Annotated in this window: 34 protein-coding genes and 1 pseudogene; all 35 read left to right on the top strand. The window is 71.7% G+C overall.

Annotated elements, in window-relative coordinates; translation table 11 throughout:
* Nucleotides 1–93: 93 nt before the first annotated feature.
* The 35 genes and pseudogenes from ABZW30_RS08290 to ABZW30_RS08120 all read left to right on the top strand — a co-directional run bounded on the left by ABZW30_RS08290 (nt 94) and on the right by ABZW30_RS08120 (nt 24997).
* On the top strand, nt 94–876 hold the full coding sequence (locus ABZW30_RS08290) for a ParB N-terminal domain-containing protein (protein WP_355670232.1): 783 nt from the start codon (nt 94–96) through the stop codon (nt 874–876).
* Nucleotides 873–1394: a hypothetical protein gene (locus ABZW30_RS08285; protein WP_355670231.1), complete on the top strand. Its 522-nt coding sequence runs from the start codon at nt 873–875 to the stop codon at nt 1392–1394. Before ABZW30_RS08290 ends, ABZW30_RS08285 begins: the two co-directional genes overlap by 4 nt.
* A 160-nt stretch (nt 1395–1554) precedes the next feature.
* The gene (locus ABZW30_RS08280; RefSeq protein ID WP_355670230.1) at nt 1555–2220 is read left to right on the top strand and encodes a hypothetical protein; all 666 of its coding nucleotides are present in this window, start codon (nt 1555–1557) and stop codon (nt 2218–2220) included.
* Nucleotides 2221–2292: 72 nt separating this feature from the next.
* Nucleotides 2293–3039, top strand: a complete 747-nt coding sequence (locus tag ABZW30_RS08275) for a J domain-containing protein (protein WP_355670229.1) — start codon at nt 2293–2295, stop codon at nt 3037–3039.
* A gap of 70 nt (nt 3040–3109) precedes the next feature.
* On the top strand, nt 3110–3556 hold the full coding sequence (locus ABZW30_RS08270) for a hypothetical protein (RefSeq protein WP_355670228.1): 447 nt from the start codon (nt 3110–3112) through the stop codon (nt 3554–3556).
* A gap of 62 nt (nt 3557–3618) precedes the next feature.
* Complete coding sequence (locus ABZW30_RS08265) at nt 3619–4116, top strand: hypothetical protein (protein WP_355670227.1); 498 nt, start codon at nt 3619–3621, stop codon at nt 4114–4116.
* Entirely contained in the window at nt 4113–4856 is a 744-nt protein-coding gene (locus ABZW30_RS08260; RefSeq protein ID WP_355670226.1) for a hypothetical protein, read from the top strand. Before ABZW30_RS08265 ends, ABZW30_RS08260 begins: the two co-directional genes overlap by 4 nt.
* A 23-nt stretch (nt 4857–4879) precedes the next feature.
* Nucleotides 4880–5287, top strand: coding sequence for a hypothetical protein (locus ABZW30_RS08255; protein ID WP_355670225.1), 408 nt, complete (start codon nt 4880–4882; stop codon nt 5285–5287).
* Nucleotides 5288–5459: 172 nt separating this feature from the next.
* On the top strand, nt 5460–6515 hold the full coding sequence (locus ABZW30_RS08250; protein WP_355670224.1) for a hypothetical protein: 1056 nt from the start codon (nt 5460–5462) through the stop codon (nt 6513–6515).
* A 23-nt stretch (nt 6516–6538) separates the two neighbouring features.
* On the top strand, nt 6539–7036 hold the full coding sequence (locus ABZW30_RS08245; RefSeq protein ID WP_355670223.1) for a hypothetical protein: 498 nt from the start codon (nt 6539–6541) through the stop codon (nt 7034–7036).
* Between the two features lie 9 nt (nt 7037–7045).
* Nucleotides 7046–7327: a hypothetical protein gene (locus ABZW30_RS08240; RefSeq protein ID WP_355670222.1), complete on the top strand. Its 282-nt coding sequence runs from the start codon at nt 7046–7048 to the stop codon at nt 7325–7327.
* Nucleotides 7328–7339: 12 nt separating this feature from the next.
* Entirely contained in the window at nt 7340–8053 is a 714-nt protein-coding gene (locus tag ABZW30_RS08235; RefSeq protein ID WP_355670221.1) for a hypothetical protein, read from the top strand.
* A 99-nt stretch (nt 8054–8152) separates the two neighbouring features.
* Entirely contained in the window at nt 8153–8704 is a 552-nt protein-coding gene (locus tag ABZW30_RS08230) for a hypothetical protein (protein WP_355670220.1), read from the top strand.
* Between the two features lie 13 nt (nt 8705–8717).
* Nucleotides 8718–9341 (top strand): hypothetical protein, encoded by a 624-nt coding sequence (locus ABZW30_RS08225; protein WP_355670219.1) that lies wholly within the window; start codon nt 8718–8720, stop codon nt 9339–9341.
* Nucleotides 9338–9814 (top strand): hypothetical protein, encoded by a 477-nt coding sequence (locus tag ABZW30_RS08220; protein WP_355670218.1) that lies wholly within the window; start codon nt 9338–9340, stop codon nt 9812–9814. The genes ABZW30_RS08225 and ABZW30_RS08220 overlap by 4 nt, the downstream gene beginning before the upstream one ends.
* Before the next feature lie 25 nt (nt 9815–9839).
* Nucleotides 9840–10634 (top strand): DUF317 domain-containing protein, encoded by a 795-nt coding sequence (locus ABZW30_RS08215; protein WP_355670217.1) that lies wholly within the window; start codon nt 9840–9842, stop codon nt 10632–10634.
* A gap of 72 nt (nt 10635–10706) precedes the next feature.
* Entirely contained in the window at nt 10707–11255 is a 549-nt protein-coding gene (locus ABZW30_RS08210) for a hypothetical protein (protein WP_355670216.1), read from the top strand.
* Nucleotides 11256–11417: 162 nt separating this feature from the next.
* Complete coding sequence (locus ABZW30_RS08205) at nt 11418–13181, top strand: TraM recognition domain-containing protein (RefSeq protein ID WP_355670354.1); 1764 nt, start codon at nt 11418–11420, stop codon at nt 13179–13181.
* Nucleotides 13182–13243: 62 nt separating this feature from the next.
* On the top strand, nt 13244–14077 hold the full coding sequence (locus tag ABZW30_RS08200) for a hypothetical protein (protein ID WP_355670353.1): 834 nt from the start codon (nt 13244–13246) through the stop codon (nt 14075–14077).
* Between the two features lie 21 nt (nt 14078–14098).
* Nucleotides 14099–14662, top strand: a complete 564-nt coding sequence (locus ABZW30_RS08195) for a hypothetical protein (RefSeq protein ID WP_355670215.1) — start codon at nt 14099–14101, stop codon at nt 14660–14662.
* A 63-nt stretch (nt 14663–14725) separates the two neighbouring features.
* Entirely contained in the window at nt 14726–14902 is a 177-nt protein-coding gene (locus ABZW30_RS08190; RefSeq protein WP_355670214.1) for a hypothetical protein, read from the top strand.
* Nucleotides 14899–15084 carry a hypothetical protein gene (locus ABZW30_RS08185; RefSeq protein ID WP_355670213.1) on the top strand — a complete coding sequence of 62 codons (186 nt, stop codon included), beginning with the start codon at nt 14899–14901 and terminating at the stop codon, nt 15082–15084. The genes ABZW30_RS08190 and ABZW30_RS08185 overlap by 4 nt, the downstream gene beginning before the upstream one ends.
* The gene (locus ABZW30_RS08180) at nt 15081–16238 is read left to right on the top strand and encodes a DnaB-like helicase N-terminal domain-containing protein (protein WP_355670212.1); all 1158 of its coding nucleotides are present in this window, start codon (nt 15081–15083) and stop codon (nt 16236–16238) included. The genes ABZW30_RS08185 and ABZW30_RS08180 overlap by 4 nt, the downstream gene beginning before the upstream one ends.
* A 118-nt stretch (nt 16239–16356) precedes the next feature.
* The gene (locus tag ABZW30_RS08175) at nt 16357–16959 is read left to right on the top strand and encodes a hypothetical protein (protein ID WP_355670211.1); all 603 of its coding nucleotides are present in this window, start codon (nt 16357–16359) and stop codon (nt 16957–16959) included.
* A gap of 91 nt (nt 16960–17050) precedes the next feature.
* Nucleotides 17051–17596, top strand: coding sequence for a hypothetical protein (locus tag ABZW30_RS08170; protein ID WP_355670210.1), 546 nt, complete (start codon nt 17051–17053; stop codon nt 17594–17596).
* The gene (locus ABZW30_RS08165) at nt 17593–18219 is read left to right on the top strand and encodes a hypothetical protein (RefSeq protein WP_355670209.1); all 627 of its coding nucleotides are present in this window, start codon (nt 17593–17595) and stop codon (nt 18217–18219) included. Before ABZW30_RS08170 ends, ABZW30_RS08165 begins: the two co-directional genes overlap by 4 nt.
* A 97-nt stretch (nt 18220–18316) precedes the next feature.
* Nucleotides 18317–19300 carry a hypothetical protein gene (locus tag ABZW30_RS08160; protein WP_355670208.1) on the top strand — a complete coding sequence of 328 codons (984 nt, stop codon included), beginning with the start codon at nt 18317–18319 and terminating at the stop codon, nt 19298–19300.
* Nucleotides 19297–19800: pseudogene (locus ABZW30_RS08155) on the top strand (DNA cytosine methyltransferase); the annotation flags it as partial. The gene ABZW30_RS08160 and the pseudogene ABZW30_RS08155, both read left to right, overlap by 4 nt.
* A gap of 426 nt (nt 19801–20226) precedes the next feature.
* Nucleotides 20227–20535 (top strand): hypothetical protein, encoded by a 309-nt coding sequence (locus tag ABZW30_RS08150; protein ID WP_355670365.1) that lies wholly within the window; start codon nt 20227–20229, stop codon nt 20533–20535.
* Between the two features lie 93 nt (nt 20536–20628).
* Nucleotides 20629–21267, top strand: a complete 639-nt coding sequence (locus ABZW30_RS08145; protein ID WP_355670207.1) for a DUF4913 domain-containing protein — start codon at nt 20629–20631, stop codon at nt 21265–21267.
* A gap of 23 nt (nt 21268–21290) precedes the next feature.
* Entirely contained in the window at nt 21291–22046 is a 756-nt protein-coding gene (locus ABZW30_RS08140) for a hypothetical protein (protein ID WP_355670206.1), read from the top strand.
* A 5-nt stretch (nt 22047–22051) separates the two neighbouring features.
* On the top strand, nt 22052–22537 hold the full coding sequence (locus ABZW30_RS08135) for a hypothetical protein (RefSeq protein ID WP_355670205.1): 486 nt from the start codon (nt 22052–22054) through the stop codon (nt 22535–22537).
* Nucleotides 22538–22582: 45 nt separating this feature from the next.
* Nucleotides 22583–23419: a winged helix-turn-helix transcriptional regulator gene (locus tag ABZW30_RS08130; RefSeq protein WP_355670204.1), complete on the top strand. Its 837-nt coding sequence runs from the start codon at nt 22583–22585 to the stop codon at nt 23417–23419.
* A gap of 46 nt (nt 23420–23465) precedes the next feature.
* A complete protein-coding gene (locus ABZW30_RS08125) occupies nt 23466–24377 on the top strand; it encodes a DUF317 domain-containing protein (protein ID WP_355670203.1) in 912 nt (303 codons plus the stop codon).
* Between the two features lie 179 nt (nt 24378–24556).
* Nucleotides 24557–24997: a hypothetical protein gene (locus ABZW30_RS08120; protein ID WP_355670202.1), complete on the top strand. Its 441-nt coding sequence runs from the start codon at nt 24557–24559 to the stop codon at nt 24995–24997.
* Nucleotides 24998–25008 lie beyond the last annotated feature (11 nt).

The following is a 25008-nucleotide window of genomic DNA, read 5'->3' as shown; positions in this document are numbered from 1 at the left end:
GGGTCCACCGTACCGCTCCGCCTCTGCGGAGAAGTCCCGTTCCGAACTCTAGGAGAAGACATAGAGCTTCACCCCACCGCCGCGCTCTTCCCCATGCTCGACGAGGACGAGCTGAAGGCCCTCGCCGACGACATCAAGAAGATCGGCCAGCTCCAGCCCATCGTCCTGGACAACACTGGCCGCCTCCTGGATGGCCGAAACCGCCTCAAGGCGTGTGAACTCATCGGTGCCGAGCCGGTGTTCATGACCTATGAGGGCAACGACCCGGGCGGCTACGCCCTCTCGGTCAACCTTCACCGCCGCAATCTGACCAAGGGCCAGGTCGCCATGATCGCGGCCAAGGCCAGTTCAGACTCTGAACAGCAGGGACGTTCAGGGCCTGAACAGTCCGCTCGTTCAGTCGCAGAACAGGCCGGCGTCTCACTTGGCCGGATCGGGCAGGCGTCCACCGTCATCCGCCACGCCTCCCATCTCGTGGACTCGGTCATCAGCGGCTCGGTCAGCCTGGACGACGCATACAAGGAGGCCCGGGAGCTGAAGAGCAAGGCTGAGTCCTTCGAGGGCCAGCTTGCTCGCCTTCGCGCCGAGGACCCGGACCTGGCTGACCGCGTGGTCGAGGGCGAGCTGTCCCTGCCCGGTGCCTGGGCCGAGCGCAAGGCCCGCCAGCAGGAGCAGGTGCGCCAGCGCCGGACCGCCACCCAGTTCCTCTGCGAGGTCGTACCGCCGCTCGCCCAGGCCCGCGGCACCGACATGTTCGAGAAGTTCGACCCGCAGCTCGTACTGCCCGGCCACGACATCACCCGCGAAATCATCGACCAGGCGATGACGGCGCTGACCGAGATGGCCCAGGTGTGGCGGGAGCGTGATCTGCCGTGACCGACCTGTACGAGGCCGCCCTTGACCGGCTCGTCCAGGACGCCTTCCGCAGCGCCAGAAACGAAGCCGGTCGTTTCCGCCCCAAGGACGTCGAAGCCGTACTGGCCGGGATCTTCTCGGACCCGAACCTGGAGGAGGGCGTGCGCGCCGCTGCGGGCCGCAGGCTCGCCAAGGGCCTGGTCCGCAGCGAAGGTGAGAAGCGCAACCCCAGGCGTCGAAAGCGCGGCAAGCGCAGCACCATGTACGCCCCGGACGACTACCTGCGGCTCGGCGGCGAATGGGTCGAAATGCGCGACGCGACCGATACCGATCTCGCGCAGTGGGCCCGCAACTCCGCCACCAATGCATCCCGGGTGGTTGCCGCGGATGCCGAGACCCAGGACTACGCGGCCGACCGCATCGACGCCTACCGCGCCCACCCCGGGCTCTTCCGCAACCTCGACGAGCTCGAACGCGGCCTTTATGGCTGGAGCGAGCAGCCCGACCTGTTCACAGACCACGAACCCGACCGGGATTGACCAACTCCGTGCCGGCCTTGTCCGAGGCCGGCACCCCCGTCGCCGCTGAACCGCCGGCCGACGGAAGCAGAGACCTCCCCCGGCCGGTCACTGCCGCTCACCGTTCCGTCCAACCTCTCTCTGCTCGACCACACCTGCCCGGAGTCAGCTCATCGCCCACGTGACCATCGCCCACCTGCCCGACCACGACACGATCGCCGTAGAACCGCCCGACCGGCTCAGCACCCAATGGCTTGAGCAAGCGGGGCTCGTCCGAGACGACGACACGGGCTTGTACCGGTTCCGCCGCGACACGGACAGCGCCACCTCGAGCCGCCAACTCAGCAACGCTCGACGACTCCTGGCCGTGGCTGGCTACGGCGTCACCCGGGTCTACAGCGAGGCCGAGCAGCGGGAGAGCAGGCAGATGCACCGGCCGTGGGCGACGCCCGGTCCGCCGAGGACCTCCGGCGGCCAGACAGCGTGGGTGCACTTGGTCAGTGACGACGTTGCCAACGGTCACCTGGTCGTCCATGCCGACCATCAGGGCAGCGAGGGTGAGATCGAGCTCCTGGTCAGCTATCCGGCCACCGGTGAGGCCGCAACGTTCTACTCCGAAGGCGGAGGCGTTTATGGCGCCAGTCGGCACCCCGACCTGGCGAGCGCCCGGGCCGAGTGGGAGTCGTTCGGGTACGCGAGCGCGCCGCCCGTCCCCGGTAGCCCCCGCCGGGCTGCAGCCCGCAGCGTCTCCGCCCGCATCACCCAGGCGCCAGCCGCCGCCGAGTTGGCAGCAGCCGTACTCCCTGCGGGGGCTCGGTCGGCCGTTCACCCGCGGGCGCCGTTCTGACCAGCCCTCCAGGCAGCAGCCGCGCCCACCTCCCCGCTGTGGGCAGCTTCCCTGGCGTCACAGAAGGACCGTATGTCAGCAGATCTGATCCCTTACGCGCGCTCCCTCGCCTACGCCGACACGAGCGACGAGGGAGGGCCCGGCCGCGAGTGGATGTTCGGTGTGCCATACGGGTGTGACCACGGCTACTGCGTGCCGTGGTGCATGCACTGCTGCGGCGCCATGGTGGACCCCTGCTCGCCCGGCGCGACCGCACCGTACCTCGACCTCCATGACGGCGAGCCCGAACCGCCCTGCGCGGACGGCCACCAGCACACTCCGGTCTACATCTGTACCCCGTTCGACGACTGGCACGAGACCCCGTGCATCGACCTCGACCTCGCCAACCGGGATGCGGCACGCCGAGGCGAGCCGCCGATCGGCCCGTTCGACTTCGATCGGCTCTACGACGTCGACCTAACCTGGCAGCACCTGCCGGCCCGAGTGTCCGGCACCGTAGGCCCGACCGAGCAGGAGGCCCAGCGGTACCGGGAGATCAACGGCACGATCAGCGCGCGTAGGCCGCTGTCGGGCCAGGCGGCGCACCGCCTGCTTCACGAACTTGCCGGCCGGCCGCAGGAGCAGCTGCCCGTCTACGAGCTGTACCGGGCGGCGTCGCTGCGCTGGCATCCCGACCGCGACGGCGGCGACGCCGAGGTGTTCCAGCTCCTGGCTGCGGCCTATCGCACCGCTCGGCTCTTCCCTCAACAGCCGACCCCTGCCTCCGCACCGTCAGCCCCGCCTCACGCCGCTTCCGCCGGCGCACGTCGCTCGCGTTGAGCTGCGGGCCGCTCGCCAGACAAGCCCCGCCTTCCTTCGTTCCGTCACTCCCACCCGTTCTGGAGGACTTGTGTCCATCGCTCTCACCCGCCTCGATAGCCGTCTCGAGGCTGCCCTCGGCGACAGCATCTCCGGCCTGTACGCCAGTGAGGCCCGCGCGGATGCCGCCACCGCCCGGCTGATCCGGGCCCACCGCGACCTGGTGGCAGCCGAGACCACCGTCGCGTTTCAGCGGGTCCGCCTGATCAACGCGGCCGACCGCAAGCGGCGCGTCGACGACGCGGTGCTCGACGAGCTCGACGCCCAGCTGGAGCGGCTGGAGGAGGCCGCCGAGCAGCGCGACGAGCTGGAGGCCGAACTCACCAAGCTGATCAAGGCCCGCGAGGACGCCGCCGCGCGGGCCGCAGTGCGCAGTGCGGTCGCCCGCTCGGTCGCCGACGCCGAGCGCTACCGGGTCGGCCTGGTGGTCAGCGCCCTGCCGGCCCAGAGCCCCGCTCTGTCCGGCCGCCGCCGCTGAGCCACCCGGCCCGCTGCCCCTGTCCCGGCCTTTCCCCTTCACACCGATCTCATGGGAGTTCTGTGGCCACCCCTATCGCCCTGACCCGCTTCGATGACCGACTCGCCCACCTCTACGGCAGCGTGGACGCCCTGTGGGCACTCGAAGACCAGCCCGACACCACGGACCAGACCCGCGATCTGATCAAGGCGCACCGCGCGCTCGCCTCCGCCGAGACCGGCTGCAAGCTCTACCGCGCCCGGCTTCACGACATGACCGACGGGCGCTGGCGGGTGGATGAGCACCTGCTCGTCGAACTCGACCGGGTGGTCGCCGCGTTGGAGGACGAGGCCGACAAGCGCGACCGCCTGGAGCGCGACCTCGTCAAGCTCCTGCTGCCGCTGGAGGCAGACCCGCCGCGGCTGGGCCTGGCCTGCGCGCGTCAGGCCGCGGCCTCGTTCTCCTCCCAGGTCGTGCCGTCACGGGAGAACAGCGGCGCCCTGGAGCTGGCCATGTTCTCTCCGGCCCAGGCGCAGCTGGCCGCCCCGCAGGCCATCACCGGCACGGGAGTGCGGCGGTGAGCGGCGCCATCGCGTTCGGCTACCTCTTCGACGACGGTGAGATCGCCGTTCCCGTCGGTCGGTTGAGTCCGCGTGCCGGTGAAGTCCTCTATCGGCACGGGTTCTGGCGCCGTACCGAGCAGGGCAGTTGGGGCCTGGGTCGGCGGCTGGAGGCGGATGCGCAGATCGAGCGGGCCGCCGAGGCGATCAGGGCGCTGGGCACTGCCGGGTTCGAGGTCCGAAACTGGCACGATCCGTCCCAGGGCGGAGCGGAGCTGATCCGCCACTATGCCTGGCTGCTGGACACCGGTGTCTTCCCCGACGCCGCAGCTCACACGGCCGCCGCCCGCACGTGGGCCATCCACGCGCTGGATGCCCCGGGGCTGAGCACGCCCACGCGACGCGCCATCGAGGAAGTCACTCAGGGACTGCTCGCTGTGGAGGCCCGGCACAGCTTCGGGGACGGCGTCGACTGGTGGCTGGCCCGACGCACGGACGAGCACGACGTCTACGTGATCCTTCGCCACGACGCGGCCACCGGCGACCTCGGCATCACCGACGAGTACGCCAGCTGGTACGCCGGACAGGCCCGCCGTGACTACCGGGTCAACTTCCTGCGCGACACCACCGTGCCGGCCAGCCCCGGCGCCCGCGCCCAAGCCGCCTGCGTCCCGCGCGCCGCGCGGATGAGTGCAGCTCCGTCCACCGCACCGGCCGCCCCCACCCGTATCCCGCCACCCACCTCGTCCGCCCGCCGATGACCAACGCAGAACAGGACCCCACCGTGACACCTGAACCCGCCAGCTCCACCGTGATGCCCGTAGGCGACGCGACCGAGTGGCTGCACACCGCCGTCCGCAACGGCGGCGCCCTGGACCAGATCAGCCACATGATCGACGAGATCGCCCTCCGGTGTGCCCCGTCGCTGCCCACCCAGACGCGAGACACGGCGATGAACGCGCTCATGGAGGCGCACTTCGACGTCAACCGCCTGCAGGTCCGCCTCGGCGATCTGCGCAGGGCCCTGACCGCGGCGCCTACCGATCCGCCCCAGATGGGCCAACTGGCCGTCACCAATCGGGCGGGGGCCGCCCGCGCGGGCACGACGCTCCAGGGCTCCGGCCCCCTTCCCCCCGCTCCTGCCACCGGACCCGCGCTGGCACCTGCAGCCGGCGTACTTCCCCGCCGTTGACCTCGTCTCTTCCACCGCTCTTTCTGAGGAGTACCGCATCCCCGCCGAGCCCCACTTCGCCGTCACTCGCCACCCCGAATACGGCATCGTCGCCACGCCGATCGCCGACGACCCGGCAGCCCGCCGCCTGCTGGCCGACTTCGGGTTCCGCCAGCTCCCGGACCGCTCGGACATGGTCCTTGACCAGGCCGACCAGAACCTGTTCCTTCAGGCCCGTCAGGCCGTCGCCGCGCTGCGCCGCCGCAGCGTGAAGGTGTCCGCCGACCCAGCCTTCGACTACACGGCCGCCGCTCAGCCCACCGCGCCGAGTCCCTCGGCGCTGGCCGCCGGGCCCGACGCCGTCGTCGTCACCGCCGCCCCCGCGCAGCACCGCCACGACGTCGCCATCGGCCTCCACCCCAGGCTCGGCATCGTCGCCACCGTCCCCACCGAGCTGCCGTTCGCCGTCAGCATGCTGCACAAGGCCGGCTTCACCCATGCCGAAGGCGGCATGTACACCCTCGAGCGGGGGCCGCAGTCCGGCGCCCGCGCCACCGACGCGGTGCGCGAGATGCGCCGCAACGGACTTCGCGTCGCCTCCGACCTGCGATTCGAGCCGCTCACCGAGCCGTACCGGTCGACCGATCCGTTCGCCACGAAGCTGATCGCCGCGCTCGACCGCACCCCTGCCGCGCCCGAGGCCACCCCCGGCGAGGGTCAGGCGCTGGATCCGTTCGAAACCCGGCTGTTCCCCGTGGCCGAGCGGAGCGCCGATCCGCGCGCCGTTCCGAAGGCCGAGCCGGACCAGGCGCTGGACCCGTTCGGCACCCGGCTCATCCCCGCCGCCCAGCGCGAGGTGCGGCCCGCCGTCGACCAGCCCACCCTGGCCGAGCAGCGCGCCGATGCCCTGGTCCACGACCGGCTGGCGATGATGACCGAGGTCAGCGCCCGGCTGCGGGGCATCGACCGGCAGCTGCGCACCGACCCTGCCGCCATCGACCCCACGCGCGTTGAGGCGGTCATCTCCCAGGCGGAGACCACGCTCAGCATGAGCGGCATGGAACTGGCCGGCGTCGCCGCCCGTGCCCCGCGCCCCACCGCCGCGCCCGCCAGCCCCAGGGCACGTGCAGCCCTCGCGCGCAGCAGCCGGGTGCAGACCACCGCCACCCTCGGCGCCACTGACGCCGCGGCCACGGCCGCCCGCCCGCAGGCCGTCGACCCTCGCAAGGCATACGCCAACTACCGCTGAAAGTACGGAGGTTAACCCTTCTCATGGCAGTGAAGAAGAACTGGTCCGTCACGCACTCGTGTGGACACGAACTCGATCATGATCTTTCCGACCGTCCGGCCGACAAGCGTGCCGGCTTCGCCCGCTGGCTCTCCGGCCGTGCGTGCCGCGACTGCTGGCTCGCCGAGCGGTCCGGCGACGAGGCCGAGCGGTCCGCATGGCTCAAGAACAAGCGGGCGAAGGAGCAGCAGGCCGCCCGCGAGTGGGCCGAGCAGTACCGGATGCCGCCGCTGGACGGGCCCGAGAAGGCAGTGCCGTGGGGCGAGCGGTGCCGCCACCAGCTCGTGACCGGCGCCTACCTCGCCCTGGTCGCCGAGGGTGACCTCGACGAGGACGCCTGGCAGCCGATCGAGGACCAGGCCCGCGCCGTCGACCGGGCCTCCTGGTGGATCGACCAGCGCGAAGCCGCCCCGCAGGATCTGCCCGAGCTGCTCGCCGCCGCCACCGACACCGATGCCCGCACCAGCGAAAACCCCTACTAGGAGCACGACTTGACCAACGTCACCGGCAACGACGCGCCCGACGCCATCGCCCGCCTTGCCGCCCAGATCACCCCGGACACCCCTGCCCGGGACATCGACCGCATCCTCGACGGCCTCACTGTCGAAGACGGCGTCTTCGACCAGCTGCTCGACCTGCTGTGCGCGGTCGCGGTCAACACCCGCCGCCGGCCGCCGGCCTGGCACCAGGCGCAGCAGGCCATCGACCGCCTGTGGGAGCTGCGGTACGCGGTCGGCGACGCAGCCATCGCCGTCGGCCAGCTGAACGCCTGAGCCGGGAAGTCCATGACTACTCTGCCTGCCGTCGCCATCAGCCGCCTCTCGGTCTCCGGCGTCGTCGCGGACGGCGGAGACCCTCTGTCGCGCCAACTCCTGAAGCATCTCGGCTGGATCGAGACCGGCTCCGGCCACGAGCCCTGGTACCACACGGCCCTCGACATGAGCCGCGCGTGGCAGAACGCCGAAGCCACCAAGGCCGCCGTTCTCCTGACGGCGGCCGGCTACCCGGTCCAGCTCGATCCCAGCCTCGGCACCCCGCCCGACCAGCCGGCCTTCGTCCCCTCCCCGGCACCGGAGGAGGCCGACCCGGCGCTCGGTGTGCTCTCGCTCATCGACCGGCTCAAGGGCACCGACTCCCCGCAGGATGCGGCCGAGATCGCCGCCACCGCTTTCACCCCGGACACCGGCGTCCTCGCCCGCCTCCAGGAGCTGGTCGAAGCCGGAGCCGAGTGGGTCCGCGACCACGGCCCCGAGGACACAGACGACCTCCACGACGTCCTCGACGACGCATCAGCGGTGCTCTACGACCTCACCCTCGGCCTCGCCACCGTCCCCGAGGACTTCCGGACACTGCCCACCGATCACTCGCCCATGCCCGCGCGCGCCACCGCCGCCCGCCTCACCTCCCCCGCCATGCCGACCACCCACACCCACGACGTGCCGTCCACCGCCACGCGGACTGCGACCGCGCCGGACGAACCCCGCAGGCGCGCCAGGTGACCGGTACAGGTCCGTGGCCCCAACCCGTCATGAGGATCCGTGCCACACACCGCGCCCTACCCAGTCGCCCCCGGCCTCCCCGGCTACCTGTCACCCCAGTTGGCCGAAGACGAGCGCCTCTTCCTGTTCACCGTTGACGGCTCGGACTACGGCCCCTACCCCGGCCTCATCACCCCACGAGGCATCGGCCCGTACTGCTCGCCCGCGTTCACCCGCAGCACCGCTCGGCAGATCGTCCGCGACCTGCACGCCGATGCCGGCGGCATGACCGCAGCGTGGCATGGCGTCGACCTGGTCTTCTCCTGGTCAGCCGACTACGACGGAGACGGCGGGCAGGAAACCGTCGAGCCCGACCACCGTGGGCTGTACCGCATCGGTGGCCACTGGCCCTGGGATCACACCACGCCGGCTACCGACGCCACGAACGCCCCGCTCAGTGAGCTGCCGCAGCCGCCCCATCATGCCGCCACCTGCGGGGACGGCGATCTCGCCACGGCGGAACTTCGGCGGATGCGCGCGGCGATTCCCAGCCCACGCGTCGTAAGCGGCCAACCTCCCGCCACCAGCCGCGGCGGGAGCGGTCACCCAGCGCTTGGGGCCACCGGCCATGCCGCTGCAACCGCTGCCCGACTCCGAGCGCGAGCCCGCTGATCGGAGGCAGCCTGTGATCGCATCCATCACCCGGTACGCGAGCACCCGCGACCTGCTGTCCGCGGCCCACGTCCACGCTCTCACCCGCGCCGGCCGCCACCGGCCCCATGCCATCGCGGCCTGGAGACCCGGCGTGGACCTACCCGCACCCGGCAGCGCCGACATGGACCGGCTGGTCGATGAACTGAACGAGCCACTCATCCAGTTCGCCGCCGACACCGGCTCCCGGCCCGGACGGAGCCGGCAAGTATGGCAGTGCGCCCTGCGAACCCATCCCGACAGCGCCCCGCTCAGCGACCAGGCTTGGGCGAATGCGGCACGCCGGGTGCTGGCCGCCGCCGGGATCGCACCGCCGGGGGACGAAGCGGCGTGCCGGTGGATCGCGCTGCGGATCGACGACCACGAGGCGCGCATCGTCGCCCCGCTCATGCGCCAGGACGGCCGGACACCCCGCACCCACCAGGACATCTCGCGGGTCACGGCCGTCTGCCAGCTCATCGAGCTGGAGACCACCGGCTCCCGGCGGCACACCGCCGCCCTCACCCGGAACATCCCCACGGTCATCTCCGCCCAAGGGCCGGCCACCGCGCCAGCCGACCACTTCGCTCCAGGCCGTCTCGCGGCCCCGTCCCGATGAGGAACCCCCTGATACCCGACCCCTCCGACAGGCACCCCTACTACCAGGCCAGTGAATACGTCGGCCAGGCAGGCAAGGCCCTGCACGACCTCCAGCGAGCCTTGAAGGACGTCGACGACCCGCACCATGTCGCCGAGCTCATGCGGGAACTCTTCCTCGCTGGCGGACCCGTTCCACGCCTGGCCGACCTCGTACGTGATGTGGCCGTCTGGGCCCACCAGGAGGGACTCACCAAGAACGACCTCCACGCCTCACTGCTCGATGACTCCACCACCCTCAGCCGCCTCGCCTGGCGCCTGTCCGAGGCCGGCGACCAGATCGACCACCAGGTCGAGGAGCTCTCCGCCGGTCAGGTCCGCTCCCAGGCCGCGCTCGCCCGCTCCTCGCTCTCCACGCTGGCCGCCGACGCCTACGTCCTGCAGGGCAACGGCGCCACCATCCCCACCGCCCCGGCGGCATCCCGCACTCGCTGACCCCGCACACCGACAGGAACCCGCCGTGACCGACCACCAGCCCTCGGACCACGTCCTGGTCTCACCGCGCTACCTGGCCGGGCAGGGCGACCCCGGAACCGTCCTGCGCCCACTCGTCCACGTGCACGAGTTCCAGCACCAGCAGGACGACGTCCGTCTCACCGCCACCAGCCAGTGCGGCCAGGTCCAGGTCGCCTTCGAGCCGAACATGCCCTACCTGTGGCGGGTGAGCGTGCGCCGCGACCCAGCGGAAGAGAGGCCGCACTGGCAGGCCCACTTCAGTCTGTACACGCCGGCCGAACTCATCGCCGCTCTCACCCAGGCGCTGGCGGCCGACCTCTACACCCGCCGTGCGGACCTGACCATCGAGCGCACTGCCTCACCCACCACCGCCTGGCGTCCCCTTGCGAAGGCCAGCTGGCACCTCTCCGAAGCCGACGACACCACCACGCTGGTCTCCCCCGAACGCAGGCTGGCCTTCCGCCACTCCTTCACCCCACCTGGTCAGAAGACCAGCCCCGGCTGCGACAGCGACGTCTGGGACGCGGAGTGCGACTTCGGGATGTACATGTCCGAGCGGTGGCGAGGCCGATTCTCTCAGAACACCCCCATGCGCTACCTGCACCTGTTCACCGCCAACCTGGCCAGCCCCACCCCGGTGCCCCGCGCCCGCGCGGAACTCCCCGCCGCGAGCCTGCCCCTGGTCACCCTGCGCCCGGCCAACCCACGCTCGGGCATGCGCCCGTTCAGCGCCGTCGAACTGGCCGGCGCCATGTTCAACCCACGCCACCCCACCCACGGCAACCTGTCCCACCACTGACCTGGCCAAGGAGGCCCACCCCATCGCCACCCCGAACGCCGCAGAACGGCCGCCCAGCCCTCGGAGCCGCCCTTGAACACGCCCGATCATGGCGCGGCAGCCGTTCTCCGTAGTCTGGCCCGCCAACTCGACGCGGAGAGAGCCAAGGTCCCGGTCGTCGGCCACCTCTACCTCGCGCCGGACACCACGGTGGTCGCCACCCAGATCGCCGACCTGGCCGCCATCACCGTCTCGTTCGGCGCCGAACTGGTCGTTCTGGCCAACGAGCCGAGCGACCAGAGCAGGCAGGCCAGCAGCGAACTCGCGTGCGCTGCAACCTCGATCGGTGAGGCCATCGCCGCACTGGGCCGCGTCGAGGTCCAGCTCCTCTTCCTCGAGGAAAACCCCCCGCACAAGGCGGCCCCCGAGGCCAATGCGGTGATCAAGACCCAGCTCCACGAGGCCCGTGCCCAGCTCGGGCATGCCGCCGAACAGCTCGGCCGACGCGCACAATCCCTCACTGCACCACGCGTCAGCGCCGCGCGCAGCCGCACCAGCACGCCCCTCGCCGAGGGCCAGCCCAGCACGAACCCACCCGCCACCGGGTCCGAGCGCACCACGCCTTCACCACGCCGCCACTGACCACGGCGCCCGCCGGCTGACCACCCGCCGGCCCAGGGCCCCGATAGTCCCGGGCCTTTGCCCGACGCGATCGCCGCCCTGGTCTTCCGCCCACCTCCGGGCCCCTGCCGCGCCCTTCCGCGCCCGGCAGACGAACCCCCTCCCCAGCAAGGACGCTTCCTCCTGCCTCCCGCCTCCACCCCCAAAGCCCCCTCATCCACCCCCGGCACCGACGCCCTCCTGTACGCGCTGATCGGCGCCGGCACCGCCCTCGCCGTCTACGGCTCCCTCGCCTGGGCCTGCGGCAACACCGCCAACATCCTGACCCAGCACGGCACCTGGGGCCCGTACCAGCCGGTCACCGCCGCCCTGTACCCCGAGCGGCTGTGGCCCCACCTCCACCAGCCGCTGCTGCTGATCGTCGCCCGCATCATCCCCGCGCTGATCGCCATCGCGGCCACCGCCATCGGCCTCAACCTGTGGTTCAAGCGCCGCAAGACCACCACGGGCCTGGCCACCACGCGCGACCTCACCACGATGCTGCCCAAGGAAATCACCGCCAAGGCACGGGACTTGCGCCCGAGCCTGGCAAGCGCCAGGAACATCGCCCCGGACGACACCGGCATCCTGCTCGGCAGTCTCGGCGAGAACGGCCCTGAGGTCCGCTCCAACTGGGAAGACGTCATGATCGCGATCATGGCGCCCCGGTCGGGCAAGACCACGTCCATGGCCGTGCCGGCCATCCTGCGCGCCCCCGGCCCGATCCTGCTCACCTCCAACAAGGCCGCCCGCGATGCCTACACCGCCTGCCTGGAGGCGCGCTCCGAGGCCGGCCAGGTGTGGACCATGGACCCCCAGCAGATCGCCCACACCCCACAGGGCATGTGGTGGGACATCCTCGCCGACGCCAAAGACCTGCCTGGCGCACGCCGGCTGGCCGGGCATTTCGTCGCCGCGGCCGTGGACGAATCCTCCCAGGGCGATTTCTGGAGCACCGCCGCCCAGAACACCCTGTGCGCGCTCTTCCTGGCCGCAGGCATCGACCGCCGGCCGATCACCGACGTTCTCGCCTGGCTCGCCCAGCCCGCCGACCGCAGCCCGATCGACATCCTCAAGGCCCACGACCTGACGGCAGTCGCGAACCAGCTGCAAGGCACGGTCAGCGGCGCCGTGGAGACCCGCGACGGCATTTACGAGACCGCCCGCCAGTACGCGGCCTGCCTGCTGGACCCGCGGATCTCCGCCTGGGTCACCCCGCAGCCCCACCTGCCCGAGTTCAAGCCGAGCGAATTCGTCGTCCGCAAGGACAGCCTCTTCCTGCTGTCCAAGGACGGCGGCGGCAGCGCCTCGGCGCTGATCGCCGCAGCGGCCGATTCCGTGATGCGTACCGCCGTCATCCAGGCCGAGCGCGACGGCGGCCGGCTCGACCCGCCCCTGCTCGCCGTTCTCGACGAGGCGGCAAATGTGTGCAAAATCGGCGACCTACCCGACCTGTATTCCCACCTGGGAAGCCGTGGCGTCATCCCGATCACCATTCTCCAGAGCTACAGGCAGGGCCAGAAAGTCTGGGGCGAAGCGGGCATGGACGCCATGTGGAGCGCAGCCACCGTGAAACTCGTCGGCTCCGGCATCGACGACGCAGATTTCGCCGACAAACTCTCCCGCCTGGTCGGCGACCACGACGTCGAAACCGTCTCCCACTCCACCTCCGAGTCGGGTCGCTCCACCTCAACCAGCATGCGGCAGGAGCGGATCCTGCCGCCCGACCAGATCCGAGCCCTCAAGAAGGGAACCGCCCTGCTCTTCGCAACCGGAATCAAGCCCGCGCTTCTCCAGCTCCGCCCCTGGTACAAGGAACCGGGCGCCGGAAAGATCGGATCGGCTTCCGCCCGGCAGACCGCCCTCATTACCGAGCGCGCGCTCGCCAAGGCCGGTGAGGCCGTATGACGACCAATTCCGCACCGGCCCTGCGGACCCTGAGTCTAGGCGCCGGTGTCCAAAGCACAACCCTGCTTCTGCTGTCCGCGCTCGGCGAGCTTCCGAAACTCGACTACGCCGTATTCGCGGACACCGGATGGGAGCCTGCAAAGGTCTATGAACATTTGGACCGAGTGGAGCACGAGATAGCCCGACCCGCAGGCATACCGATTCTCCGGGTGTCCTCCGGGAACATCCGCAACGACGCCCTCGACCCCGCCCACCGGTTCGCCTCCATGCCGCTCTACATTCTCAACCGGGACGGGACTCCAGGCATGACGCGACGCCAATGTACTGCCGAGTATAAAATCAAGCCCATTAAGCGCCAGGTGCGCGAGCTTCTCGGCTACCCGCACCCGGTCCGCGTGCCGCGCGACGTGTTCGCCGAGCAGTGGATCGGCATTTCCACGGATGAATTCCACCGGGCGCGGGACGCCGATGTCAAGTACACCCGCAACCGCTTCCCGCTGATCGAACTGGGGCTCTCGCGCGGGGACTGTCTCGGGCTCCTCGCCGAACACGGACTGGAATCCACGCCGAAGTCGAGTTGTCTTGGCTGCCCATTTCATGGAAATGCACAGTGGAGGGCAATTCGGGATGAATCCCCTGGCGAGTGGGCGGACGTGGTCGAGTTCGACGCCGCGATCCGGGCAGGCAACGCCAGAGCAACCGCCGAGGGCCGCGAACTGCTCGGCCAGGCGTACCTGCACCGCTCCCGCGTCCCCCTCTCCCAGGCGCCGATCGATCATCTGACCCGCCGTGAGCTGCTCGACCTGCAGGAGCGCCTGGCCTTCGACACTGAGGAGTTCGGGTCGGCCGACGGCTGCTCCCCGTATGCCTGCCGCTCCGGCGACCCCGTCTCCTGATCCGTTCCTCGTCAACTGGCCATGGAGGATGTCCTGTTCGGCAACCCCGACTTCGAGCTGTACGACAACGTCGGCCGCACCACCGAGCAGATCCAAGCCCACCGGTGGGGTCATGAGACCGACTATGACCTGCTGCGCTGGGGCCTGCAGGACGCGCTGCGCCACGCCGGGCGCCGGGAGGCGCCGCCGGACTCCGGGGCCGCGATCACCACATGGAGCGATCTGCTCTCCGGTGCCACCACGGTCCTGGAGGCCGCCGCGGTGCTGGATCACGTCAACGACGGAGTGGACGGTGCACTGCCCCACCTCCACCAGTTCCTTGAACAGGCGGCCGAACACTTCCACCAGCGCGGCGATGGTGAGCGGGCCGATGAGTTCGACCGTCACGCCTTGGCCCTGCAGGCGGTAGGCGACCAGATCGCCGACACGGTTGAAAACCTTCTCTCCGAGGCCCGACGCAGCCGCCGGGCGGAGGCCGCCCGTGCGACCGGACGCCACAACGGCGCCGCCACCGCCGGCCCACAGCAATCCACACCCCCACCTTCCACCGGGCCCGTTGACCGACCGCACCAGCCGGGCCGCTAGCAGAACCCGAGGAGGTTCATGTCCCCGAGGAAGCCCACCGATCGGCTCGATCGGTCCCGCCCAATGGACGCGAGCATCTGGCTCATGCTCGGCGCGGCCGGATTCGGCCGCGACTACCAGCGGGCCCTGTCCCTCTACGCCGCCCGCCAGGCCCAGATCGAGCAGGCCCTGCGGCCCCGCAAGGGCGATACCCGGAAGCGGATCTGCCGGGCGGCCCGCTGTGGACGGAGGAAGCGATGAACGCGCCGGGCCTGCGGTGGCCGACCGGCCTGCCTGTCGCCCAGGTTGACGGCGGATGGCACCTGGCCGGCGACAACCCGGCCGTCACCATCCCGATCACTGATCCGCAACTCCGCGCCGACCTCGACCGGCTGGCTGCGCTCGTGGCCCGACCCGCCCTGCGGCCGGGGGAGCACACGTGAACCCGCAGATGGAGGCCGAGCAGGCGCTGCTCGGCGCGCTGCTCCTGGACGCGCGGCAAGTGGACAGTGTCGCCGGCTGGTTGGAGCCGCGCCACTTCTACCGGCCCGCCCACGCCAGCCTGTTCACGGCGCTGCTGGCTCAGCGGGCCGCCGGGCACCGCGCCCTGGCCGAGGGCGCGACCAAGGAAGAGCGCCGAGGCTGGGCCCTGGAGGCCATGGCCACCGCCGGGCAGGCGAGCCGCGGGTTTACTGCCTCCTACGGGCACACCCTCATCGCCGCCTGCTCGCGCTCCGACCACGCAGCCTCCTACGGGCGGATGGTGCTGGAGACGGCCATCCGCCGGGCACTGGAGGAGCATGCCCACCGGCTGCTGCACGCCGCAGAGACCGGATCGGTCCAGGCTGCGGTCGAGCTGACCGGTGTGCTGCGCTCGGCCATCCGGCAGCTGGCCGACGTCTGGGGCACACCGATCGACCTCCGCCGCCGCCACCCGTTCCCGCAACCGCCACCTACCGCGCCCCACGAGCAGAAAGCACGGGCCGTCCTCGGCAACGAGGAGGTCCTGCTCGGCGCTCTGGTCGACCACCCCCAGCGGATCACCGAGATCACCGCCTGGCTGCAGCCGACCGACTTCGCCGACGCCGGCCACGCTGCCCTGTACCAAGCGGTGGCCGCGCTCGGTCACCGGCGCGAACCCGTAGACCCTCTCACCGTGCTGTGGGAGGCCCAGCGTCGGGGAATTCTTGCCCGCGGGCTGCTGACCGTGGACCAGGTCCGCGCGGTGTGCGCGGGTGGGGCTGCGGCGGATCCGGAGTACTTCGGCGAGCTGGTACTGCAAGCCTCGCTGCTGCGCGCCGCCGCGACCGCGGCCGGCATCGTGCGGGTCATGGCTCTGGACGCCTCCATCTCCGCCGCGCAGCTCCTTGGTGCTTCCGCCCAGGCCCTGCAGCCCGTGGAGGCCGTCCGCGCCCGTTGGGCCGCGGCCAACGGCGAGCCGCCGCCGCGTCCCGTGCCGACCCCAGTGCCGGGAGGCCGTAAGGGTGCCGCGCTTGCACGCGGCTCCCTTCCCGCCGCCGCAGGGAAGCCGGCCGGGGCCGGGCAACAGCGTCGCGAGGCAGCTGCTTCCCGCACCCCACCGCGCATCAGCCCGTGAACCCGCGCTGGCCCAGCACGCCAGCCGGTGGCCGTTGTGCCGCCGCGCCGCATCCAGTCATTCCTCCGGCACCAGTGCCGTCGTCCGCCTGTCCCCGTTCTCCCGTCTTGGAGTTCTTGTGTCCACCGCCGTACCCGCCCGACCGCAGCCGCGTCCGAACCAGCGGCTGCTGGCCGCCGCCCGTACCATCGCCGACCTGCAGGCCGCCGTGCCTGGCGCCTATCGTGAGCAGGGCCTGCCCGGCCTGAGCGAACTTGCCGACCAGACGAACGAGATCAGCGCACAGCACCGTCATCTCCTCGCCACGGCCGCCGTTCTGGCCCGCTCGCCGCTCGCCGGGGCCCACCGGGCGGCGGTCAGGCCGTTGGCGGATGCCGCGGAGAAGCTCGGCAGGGCGGTGGGCGCCATCAGCCGGGCCGCCGCGATGGCCGGCCGGATCCACGCCGTCCACGGCGTCGACAGTCCGGCTGCGCAGCAGACGCGGGAGAAGGCCGGCCAGCAGCTGAACCTCGCTTTGTCCCACACGCGTCTGGCCCTTGGCGAGGCCGCCGAGGGCCTGCGCGGCGAGGCCCGTGCCCTGCCGATCCCCGCTTCCCGGGCCACCGCGCGCAGCGCCGCTGCCCTGACCACGGCCATCCGGGCCAGCCTTCCGCCCGCGCCGGCCCCGTCGGCCCGCGCCGAACTTCCCCCACCTGCCGCAGCCGCATCGCGCGGCCGGTGACCCGCCGAGCGCGAGCTTTAGCACCGTCCGGCCCCGGCCCGGAGGTGCACATCACTAGGACGCCAACTCCTTCTGCTTCCCGTGGAGTTTCATGCCCAAGACGCCCCCTGCCGCGCCCTCTGTCGACCTCGGAGATCTCGCGAACGTCCTGCGGATGCTGGGCGACCGCGCCGATGCCACCACCAGGTCGCCCGGCACCTCTATGCCCGCTGCGAACGAGCTGCTCCAGCAAACCGGCGACTTCCTGACCGTCATGCGCGTGTGCGCCGACAACGCCACCCGCTCCGCTGGCGCGCCGGGGGTGGCCGGTGCCTACGCCGACGCGCAGCGGCACGCGGCAACGGCCCACCGGCACCTGGCCGTTGCGCTCGACCTCACCCTGCAGCCGCCCCGCACCCTGTCGACGGGCGAGCCTGCCGGCGACACCGCCACGGCGGACACGCAGCGCGCCTACCAGGCACTCTGCGCTTTGGCGTATGCCCGCAACGCGGCTTGGGAGGGAGCCGAGCTGCTCGACACCGCGGCCCAGAAGCTGGCGACGCCGGCAGCCGGCGCTGCCGCCCGGCAGGCCGAGACCGTCGCCGTCCCATCCCGCCCGCCACAGCCGGCGGCCTCCGCCGGGCGGGGTGGCCGGTGACCGATGTCCGCCCCGAGGACGTGGAGCGGCTCGCGGTGCTGGTGCGCGACCTCGCCGACATCCGCCGCTCGGTGCGGGTCACTGCCGCCAGCCCGCCCGGCCGCGTCCCCGAGCTCCTCGCCCACAACATCAACGACCTCTCCACCTACATCGCCGACGCCGCCCGGCTCGGTGCCGAACTGTCCGCCGAACATCGCCACTCGGCGGCGAACTACGGCGAGATGTGGGGGCAGGAGTTCGCCGCCACGCGCGGCGCCGCGATCCAGGTCCGCCTGACCGAGCAGCTTGGTGGCGCCTACGACCTGCAGAACCAGCTACGGCCCCGCACCGCGATGCGCCCGCGCTTCGTCAACTCCCAGCTGGCCGCCCAGCAGCAGGAACGCTTCGCCGAGATCGACGCCGCGTTCGGCTCCGTCCTCGGTGTGTTGCGCAAGACCCGCAGCGGCCTGCGAGCCGTCATGCTGCGCGAGCAGCAGCGCGCCCGGGACGCCGAAGCCCCTGCCGCTTCCTCCGCCCGGGCCGCGGCAGCACGCCTCAGTCCCCACCCTCCCATCGTGGTCTCCGCACAGCCGACCACCGCCACCAGTACCGCGTCCCCGGCCACCACCGCGCTCAGCCGCTGACCTGCCCCCGCACACGGCCCGCCCCGGGCGGGCCATCGCCCCTTCCAGCCCGCGCAACCACGCGCCAAGCCCCCGCCGCACTCGAAAGCAGAACCATTTGCCCGACACCGCCGCCAATCACACCACCGAACTGCGCCGCGTCGCCACGCACATCGAGGCCGTCCGCACAGCCCTACGCACCGAGCAGAGCCCGCCCAACCCCGCCACGTCAGCCCAAAGGCTCGGTGCGGTACGCCTAGCCCACCTGGACGTCGTCTCGACCATCGCCGCCCTGAACAGTGCGGGCGGCACCGGTCGGCAGCCGAACGAAGAGACCCGCCTGTCCATGCAGGCCCTCACCCGCGCCGCGACACTCCTCGCCGAAGCCGACCGCCACCTCGTCGCGCTGACCTCGCTGACCCGCACCTTCACCAACCCCTACGGCGTCACCCCACGGCAGCACAACGCCGCGAGGGAGCAGGTCCGGCACGCCGACAAGGCGCTGTCCCTCGCCGCGAAGAGCCTTAACCACCACGCGGAGCGTAGCTCCCGAGCCCCCGACCACCACCTGCCGACAGCCCTCACCGACGCCGCCGAACGAATACAGGCCGCCCGCACCGGCCTCGCCGCTCTGCGTCAACCGCACACCCTCCACACGGCGCCCGCGCACATCGGGGCGGTGCGCCAGGCGCACCTGGACGTCGTCTCCATCGCCGCGACCCTCACCGCCACCCGCTCCCCCGGCAGTGCGCCCCATCCCGCCGGCCTGGCCCTCCGAGATGCCGCGATGAGCCTCGCCGCCTCCGACCAGCACCTCGTCGCCCTCACCAAGGACCTGTGGCGCAACAACGTCACCGGGGTCACCTACACCGCCGACAACGCAGCACACCACCAATCGCTGCGCCGGGCCGAACGGGCCCTGGACCACGCTGCCGAAGGCCTGCGCCAAGCCGCCGAGCCCGCACGGAGCGGCCTGCGGGCCACCGCCGCGCGTGTGCGCTCGGCCTTCTCGCGCCGAGCAACTCCCGGAAGCCTTCAGCTACTTGAAGCCACTAGCGGCGCCGCCCCGGCGCCGACCGCTCCGGCCAGGAAGCCACGATGACCGGCCCTCGCATCGGCTCGCTGTGCTCCGGCTACGGAGGACTCGATCAAGCCGTCGGGAAGGTCTTCGGCGGCACCATCGCCTGGCACGCGGAGAACAACCCCAACGCGGCAGCCATCCTGCGCCACCACATGCCCCAGGTTCCAAATCTCGGCGATATCACCCAAGTTGACTGGCGCCAGGTGGAGCCGGTGTGCATCCTCACCGCCGGGTTCCCCTGCCAGGACGTCAGCGTCGCCGGGGAACGCCGGGGCCTGATGGAGGGCACCCGCTCGGGCCTGTGGCACACCATCGCCCGCTCCATAGAAATCCTCAACCCCTGCCTGGTGGTGATCGAGAACGTCCGTGGAATCCTCTCCGCGCCCGCCGCTGCGCCAGCCGATGGCGATCTGGAGCCCTGCCCGTGGTGTCTGGGAGACACCGGAGGTGAGCCTGCTGTGCGGGCACTCGGTGCCGTACTCGCAGACCTGGCCCGTATCGGGATGGATGCTCGATGGACGATGCTACGCGCCTCTGACGTCGGCGCACCCCACAGGCGAGAGAGAATCTTCCTCACCGCCTGGCCTTCCCACGCCGAAGGCCAGGGACGCCAAGGGTCCCGATCCGGTCCGGGAGGACCTCGGCCATGCGGTCACGCTACTCAAGACCCCGACCAGCAACCTGGGTTCGATAGGCGGCAGCCAGCACCCGGACCAGCGCCGGGAAGGCGGACACGGTCCGAATCTGTCGGACGAGATCGAGCACCTGCTTCCCACCCCGAAAGCATCCGACGGGAGCCACGGGGGCCCGAACTCCCGTGGCAGCAAGGGCGACCTGACCCTGCCGAGCGCGGCAGCACAGCTTCAGCCCACAGCCACCCCGACGACACGCCGGCGCCGCAGCGGCGCCGAGCCCCGGCCACCGCTGCCGCAGCCCGCACTGCCGCTGTGGACACCGCAGGAGCTGGAGAGCACCTGAGCCGGTGGGGGCCGTACGCGCCCGCGATCGCGCGCTGGGAGCGCGTCACCCGGCCGGCGCCGGATCCGACCGATCCGCGCGGACGGCTCGCCGCTCCTTTCGTCGAGTGGGTGATGGGCTGCGAGGAAGGCCACGTGTGCGCCGTCCCGGGCCTGAGCCGCGCCGCCCAGCTGACCGCCCTCGGCAACGGCGTCGTGCCCCAACAGGCCGCCCGCGCTTTGGAATTGCTTGCTCCACCGGTGCTGCTGTGCGGCGCCCACCAGCACCGCGCGACGTGATGGGCGCCGCCTTATACACCAGGGGGCGGCCGTTTTAAAACGGCCGCCTCATCCGCATTCTCGTGTTCACACCCGCCGACGACAGGAGCCCGTTTGACCAGCCACGATGCCGACCGCACGCCCGCCGAGGGCATACCCGGTACCGGCAGCGACGCCCTGCCGGCGACACCCGCGCGGTTCGACCCCGAGCCGGTGGTGGGCCTGAGCGAGGACCAGGTCGAGGCGCTCTCCGCCCGCCTGAACGCTCTCGCCTCCGCCTACGAGCTGCAGGCCGAGCAGCTGGCCAGCATGACCAGCGCCGAGCAGCCGACGCCCGAAGAGGTGGAGGAGGCCGAGCCGGGCGGCGAGCCGATGTACATCGTCGCCTTCGACGACCCCGAGTACTACGCCGAGCTCGAGTTGATGACGCCCTGGGTCGACCAGATCCTCTCCGCGACCTTCGGCGCGGAGGTGACCGCTAGCCGCCCATGGTGCGTGCGCTGGCCCGAGCATCCGGACGCGGTGGGCCGCATCCACGCCTGCTGGCTGGCGTGGCAGGCCGCGATCTCCCCGGAATCCGGCCCGGCCGGCCCCAGCTCGTGGTTGCGCGACCATCTGGAGCCGCTGCTGCTCAAACTGCGCAGCGCGGACGGGCCGTTCGCCGCCTGCTCCAGCCTCGGCCACGTCAGCCACCGCGTGCTGGACCACCCGGCCTTCACCGATCCCGCCTCCCTGCTCCCGGCCACAGCCTGACCGCGCTCGCGCCCCGTGCCTGTTTGACGAAAGGTTTCACCCTGTACGACCTGCCCGCCCCCAAGCCCGCCGACGCCGAATCGGCCGATATCTTCCTGCGGCTGGAGGCCGCCGAGGACGTCCTCGACCTCGTCGGCGACCAGTACTGCGACGTAGATGACTACCTGCTGTTCGCGGACCGCACCGGCTACCTCGACAGCGACATGACCGTCCACGCCGTTCACGTGCACTACGTCGACGCGGCCGGCACCTTCCGCATGACCACCACCGCGCACCCGACCACCGCCCTGGCCATGGCCTGGCTGGTCGAAAAGGGCGCCGACGCCGAGGACTTCCTCCAGGGCGGCCACCCCGGCGCGACGCCGGCCGATGCGCAAAGCGCCGCCATCACCCGGCGCATCGTCACCGACCCGATCCGCTACCACGTCGTCGACCACGGCGTCGAGCTCTCCGAGACCTGGGCACTGCTGCGCGACACGGACCCGCGAGCCGCTGGCGCACCGTACCTGCTGCAGATCGAGGCCGCCCGCGACGAGGGCGGATACACCCTGCGCGAGGGCAGTTTCACCAGCCCGCAGCAGGCGCAGGCGTGGCTGGAGAACCGTGACCGCTCGCTGCCGCCGGCCGTGGCCACCGACACGGTCGTGCAGCTCTCCGCCTTGGCGAGCGCAGCCCGCGCCCGCTCGGCAGCCACCCCTTTCCTGCACGCCGCGCCGGGCCGTCAGCCCGAGCCCACGCGGGTGGCGACGGCAGCATCGGCCGGGGCACCACGGCGGTGACCGCGGTGGCCGCGCGGGCGCTGGCCGAGGTGAGCATCCACCCCGAGGCTCTCACCGACCTGCTCACCGTGCCCGCACGAGTGCGCGACCAGGCCATCCGCTACCTGGACCGGCTGGCGCGCGGCGAGGTACGCGGCCCGCTCCTGGAAGACCACCCCAGCCGGCAGCTGTCCGCCGCCCGCAAGATCTACCTGGACGAGCAGAACCTGTTCCGGCTGGTCTACATGGAGCGGCGGGCCGCGGCCCACCCGCGCCACCTGCAAGCCATCCACGTGATCGCCATCGGCGAGCGGCGGGAACTGGCGGTCTACGAGAGCGCCGCCCGCCGCCTTCGCCCCACGCCACGGGGTCTGCCGCCCCGCTTCCAGGCCGCCCTCGCCGCCGCCTCCCGCAGTCCTGGCGAAGCCCGCACCGCCCGAGCGGCAGCAGCCGCACACGGCACCGCCACACCGCGCGTGGTCTCCGCCGCACCCGCCGCCCGCCGCCCGTAGCCGCTCTTCAGCATCCGGACCCGTCACCGAGAAAGGCGTATCGCCGTGCCCGCAACCACTGTTCGCCCCGTCCCCGACCAGGCACCCCAGTGTGGTCCGATCCAGCAGAGCATCGCGCTGGTCTCCCCGCGCTGGAGCGTATGGATCCTCCAGTCGCTCTCCCGCAACGACAGCAGGCTGCAGGCCGACCTCCAGAGCGCCCTACCGATGATCAACACCACCACCCTGTACCAGCGGCTGCAGCAGCTGACCGAGGACGGGCTCGTCGAGCGCACCCGCCACGACGGGCGCACGAACGCCTACGCGCTCACCGGTGCCGGTCAGGAGATGGGCCAGGCCCTGGACCTGCTGGGGAACTGGGCGCGGGCCCACCGGCCCACCGGGCAGGCCACGGCCCGGGCCCAGGTGATCGAGCAGGCCCTGGTGCCGCTCAGCCACAGCTTCGCCACCGACGCGCTGCTCGAGCTGGAGCGCGGCCCGGCGTCCTGGTCGGACCTGCTGGACGTGCTGCCCACAGGCACGATCCACATGCGGCTCGCCTCCCTCGAAGAGCACGGGCTGGTGAACCGTAGCGGCGAGCCGCGCAACCACCGCTGGCACCTCACCACGGCCGGCCTCGCCCTCGGACCGACCTTCGACGCCCTGGATGACTGGGCGCACGACCACCTGCCCGCCTCGCCCCGCCCGGCGGTCAGCCCCGCCAAGGCCGCGGCCCTCACCGCGCACAGCAGTGTCCCGGTGGTGTCCGCGGCGCCCGCCACCCGGCGGGCGGAGGCGGCGAACCTGCGCTCGCTCACCTCGCGGCTGCTCTTCTCCAACCCCGCCGAGCCGCAGCCCGCCCCACTGATCGTCAGCGCACCGGCCGCCATGCGCGGCCGGTGACCGCGACCGTCCATCCGCCCATCAGTGTTCGAAAGGAGCTCCCGCCTTGGCGCCGCTCGACACCCAGCAGGTCACGCGGTCCATCGACCGGTCGAAGGAACTGGCCGTCGCCCCGGTCTACCTCGCTGGGGAGACGGAGCGCGGCGAGCAGCGCGTCATCACGCCGCTGACCGAGGAGTACGGCTGGAGCCGCCAGCCGATCGGCGGCTCCGACAGCGTTCTCGACAGCCCGTGCCGACGGGTACGCATCGCACACCTTCCCTCGCACACCCAGTACGCGGCGGCGTGGATCATCAACGTCGCCCAGGGCCCGATGGAAACCCCGCGCTGGCAGGCCGCCTTCGACCATGGCACCCCGCCCGAGCTGGTGGCCGCCGTTACCGGACGTCTCGCCGCCGACTTCGCGGGCGGGGGGCTGGCCGCGCTGTACGGCAGGCGGCACCCGCACGAGGCGATCGGCCACCTCGAACGCGCCGGCTGGGACCGCTCCCGCGACCCTGGCGGCACGGGCCGCCTCCTGCGCCTTGAGGAGCTGTGGGACCAGGACCTGCTGTACACCTCGCCCGACAACCTGGCCGCTGTCCGGCGCCGCGCCCATGTCAGCTCATGGGAGCAGGAGTTGGCCCAGGGCCCGGAGGCGTGGGAGGTCAGCGCCGGTCCCGAAGCCGGCCAGGATCCGGCGGGCCGGCTGTGGCGGGCCACCTTCACCTCTGCCACTCCCACCCATCTCGTCGCCGGGCTCACCGCCGCCCTGGCCGACCCGGGCCCGGTCTTCCGGGACGGGGCCGACCTTCTGCCGGAGCTCGAACCGCTCCTCGTCACCACCGCCAACTTCACCCGCCCCCGACCCGACCAGGCCAAGGCCGCGCGAACCACCACGACCGCGGCGAGCACGGCGGCCCCCGTCCCGCCCACTGCCCGACCGAGTCAGAACACCCGGCCCTCCCGCACCCGCTGACCCGTCCATCGGCTTGAAGGAGCTTCCCGCTGAACACCCGCTACGCCGCACTGACCGGCACCATCGAGACCCTCGCCCATGCCGTCGAAGAAGTCCTCGACGACCACGAGAATTTCGGCTGTCCGACCGGTCTGGGTGCCCTGCCCGATCTCAAGGACCTGATCAGTTCCCTGCAGAGCGTGGCCGCGATCGGCACCGCGCAGGCCACCGCCCTCGCCGCCGACGCCCACCTGCACGGCAAGCCCCGCACCCGGTACGCCCTGTGGCTGCTGGCCTACACCGCCGACCAGGCCACCCGCGCCGACCGTCACCTGACGAACATCCTGTTCCTGCTCGGCGAACAGCACTACCTGGGCTACGGCGACGACCACGTGCGCCAGAAGCTGCGGCTGCCCGCCATCCCCGCCGAGATCACGGCCGAGTACGAGGCAGCCGCGAAGCTACTGCGGGACGCGCGCAACGCCCTGATCATCTCGGTGGACATCGCCCGAGACGACTTCAACTGGCGCCGGCCCGTCTGGCGGCGCCGCCCGTGGGGCGATGCCGGATCCCCGCCGCCCGAGCCGCCCTCCCTCCTGGACCTGCAAGACATGCGGCGCTACCTGTCCGAAACCGCCTGAGGAGCATGACG

The sequence above is a fragment of the Kitasatospora sp. NPDC004669 genome (assembly GCF_040609455.1).
Taxonomy (GTDB): Bacteria; Actinomycetota; Actinomycetes; order Streptomycetales; family Streptomycetaceae; genus Kitasatospora.
This window is presented reverse-complemented; position numbering and strand designations above follow the sequence as displayed.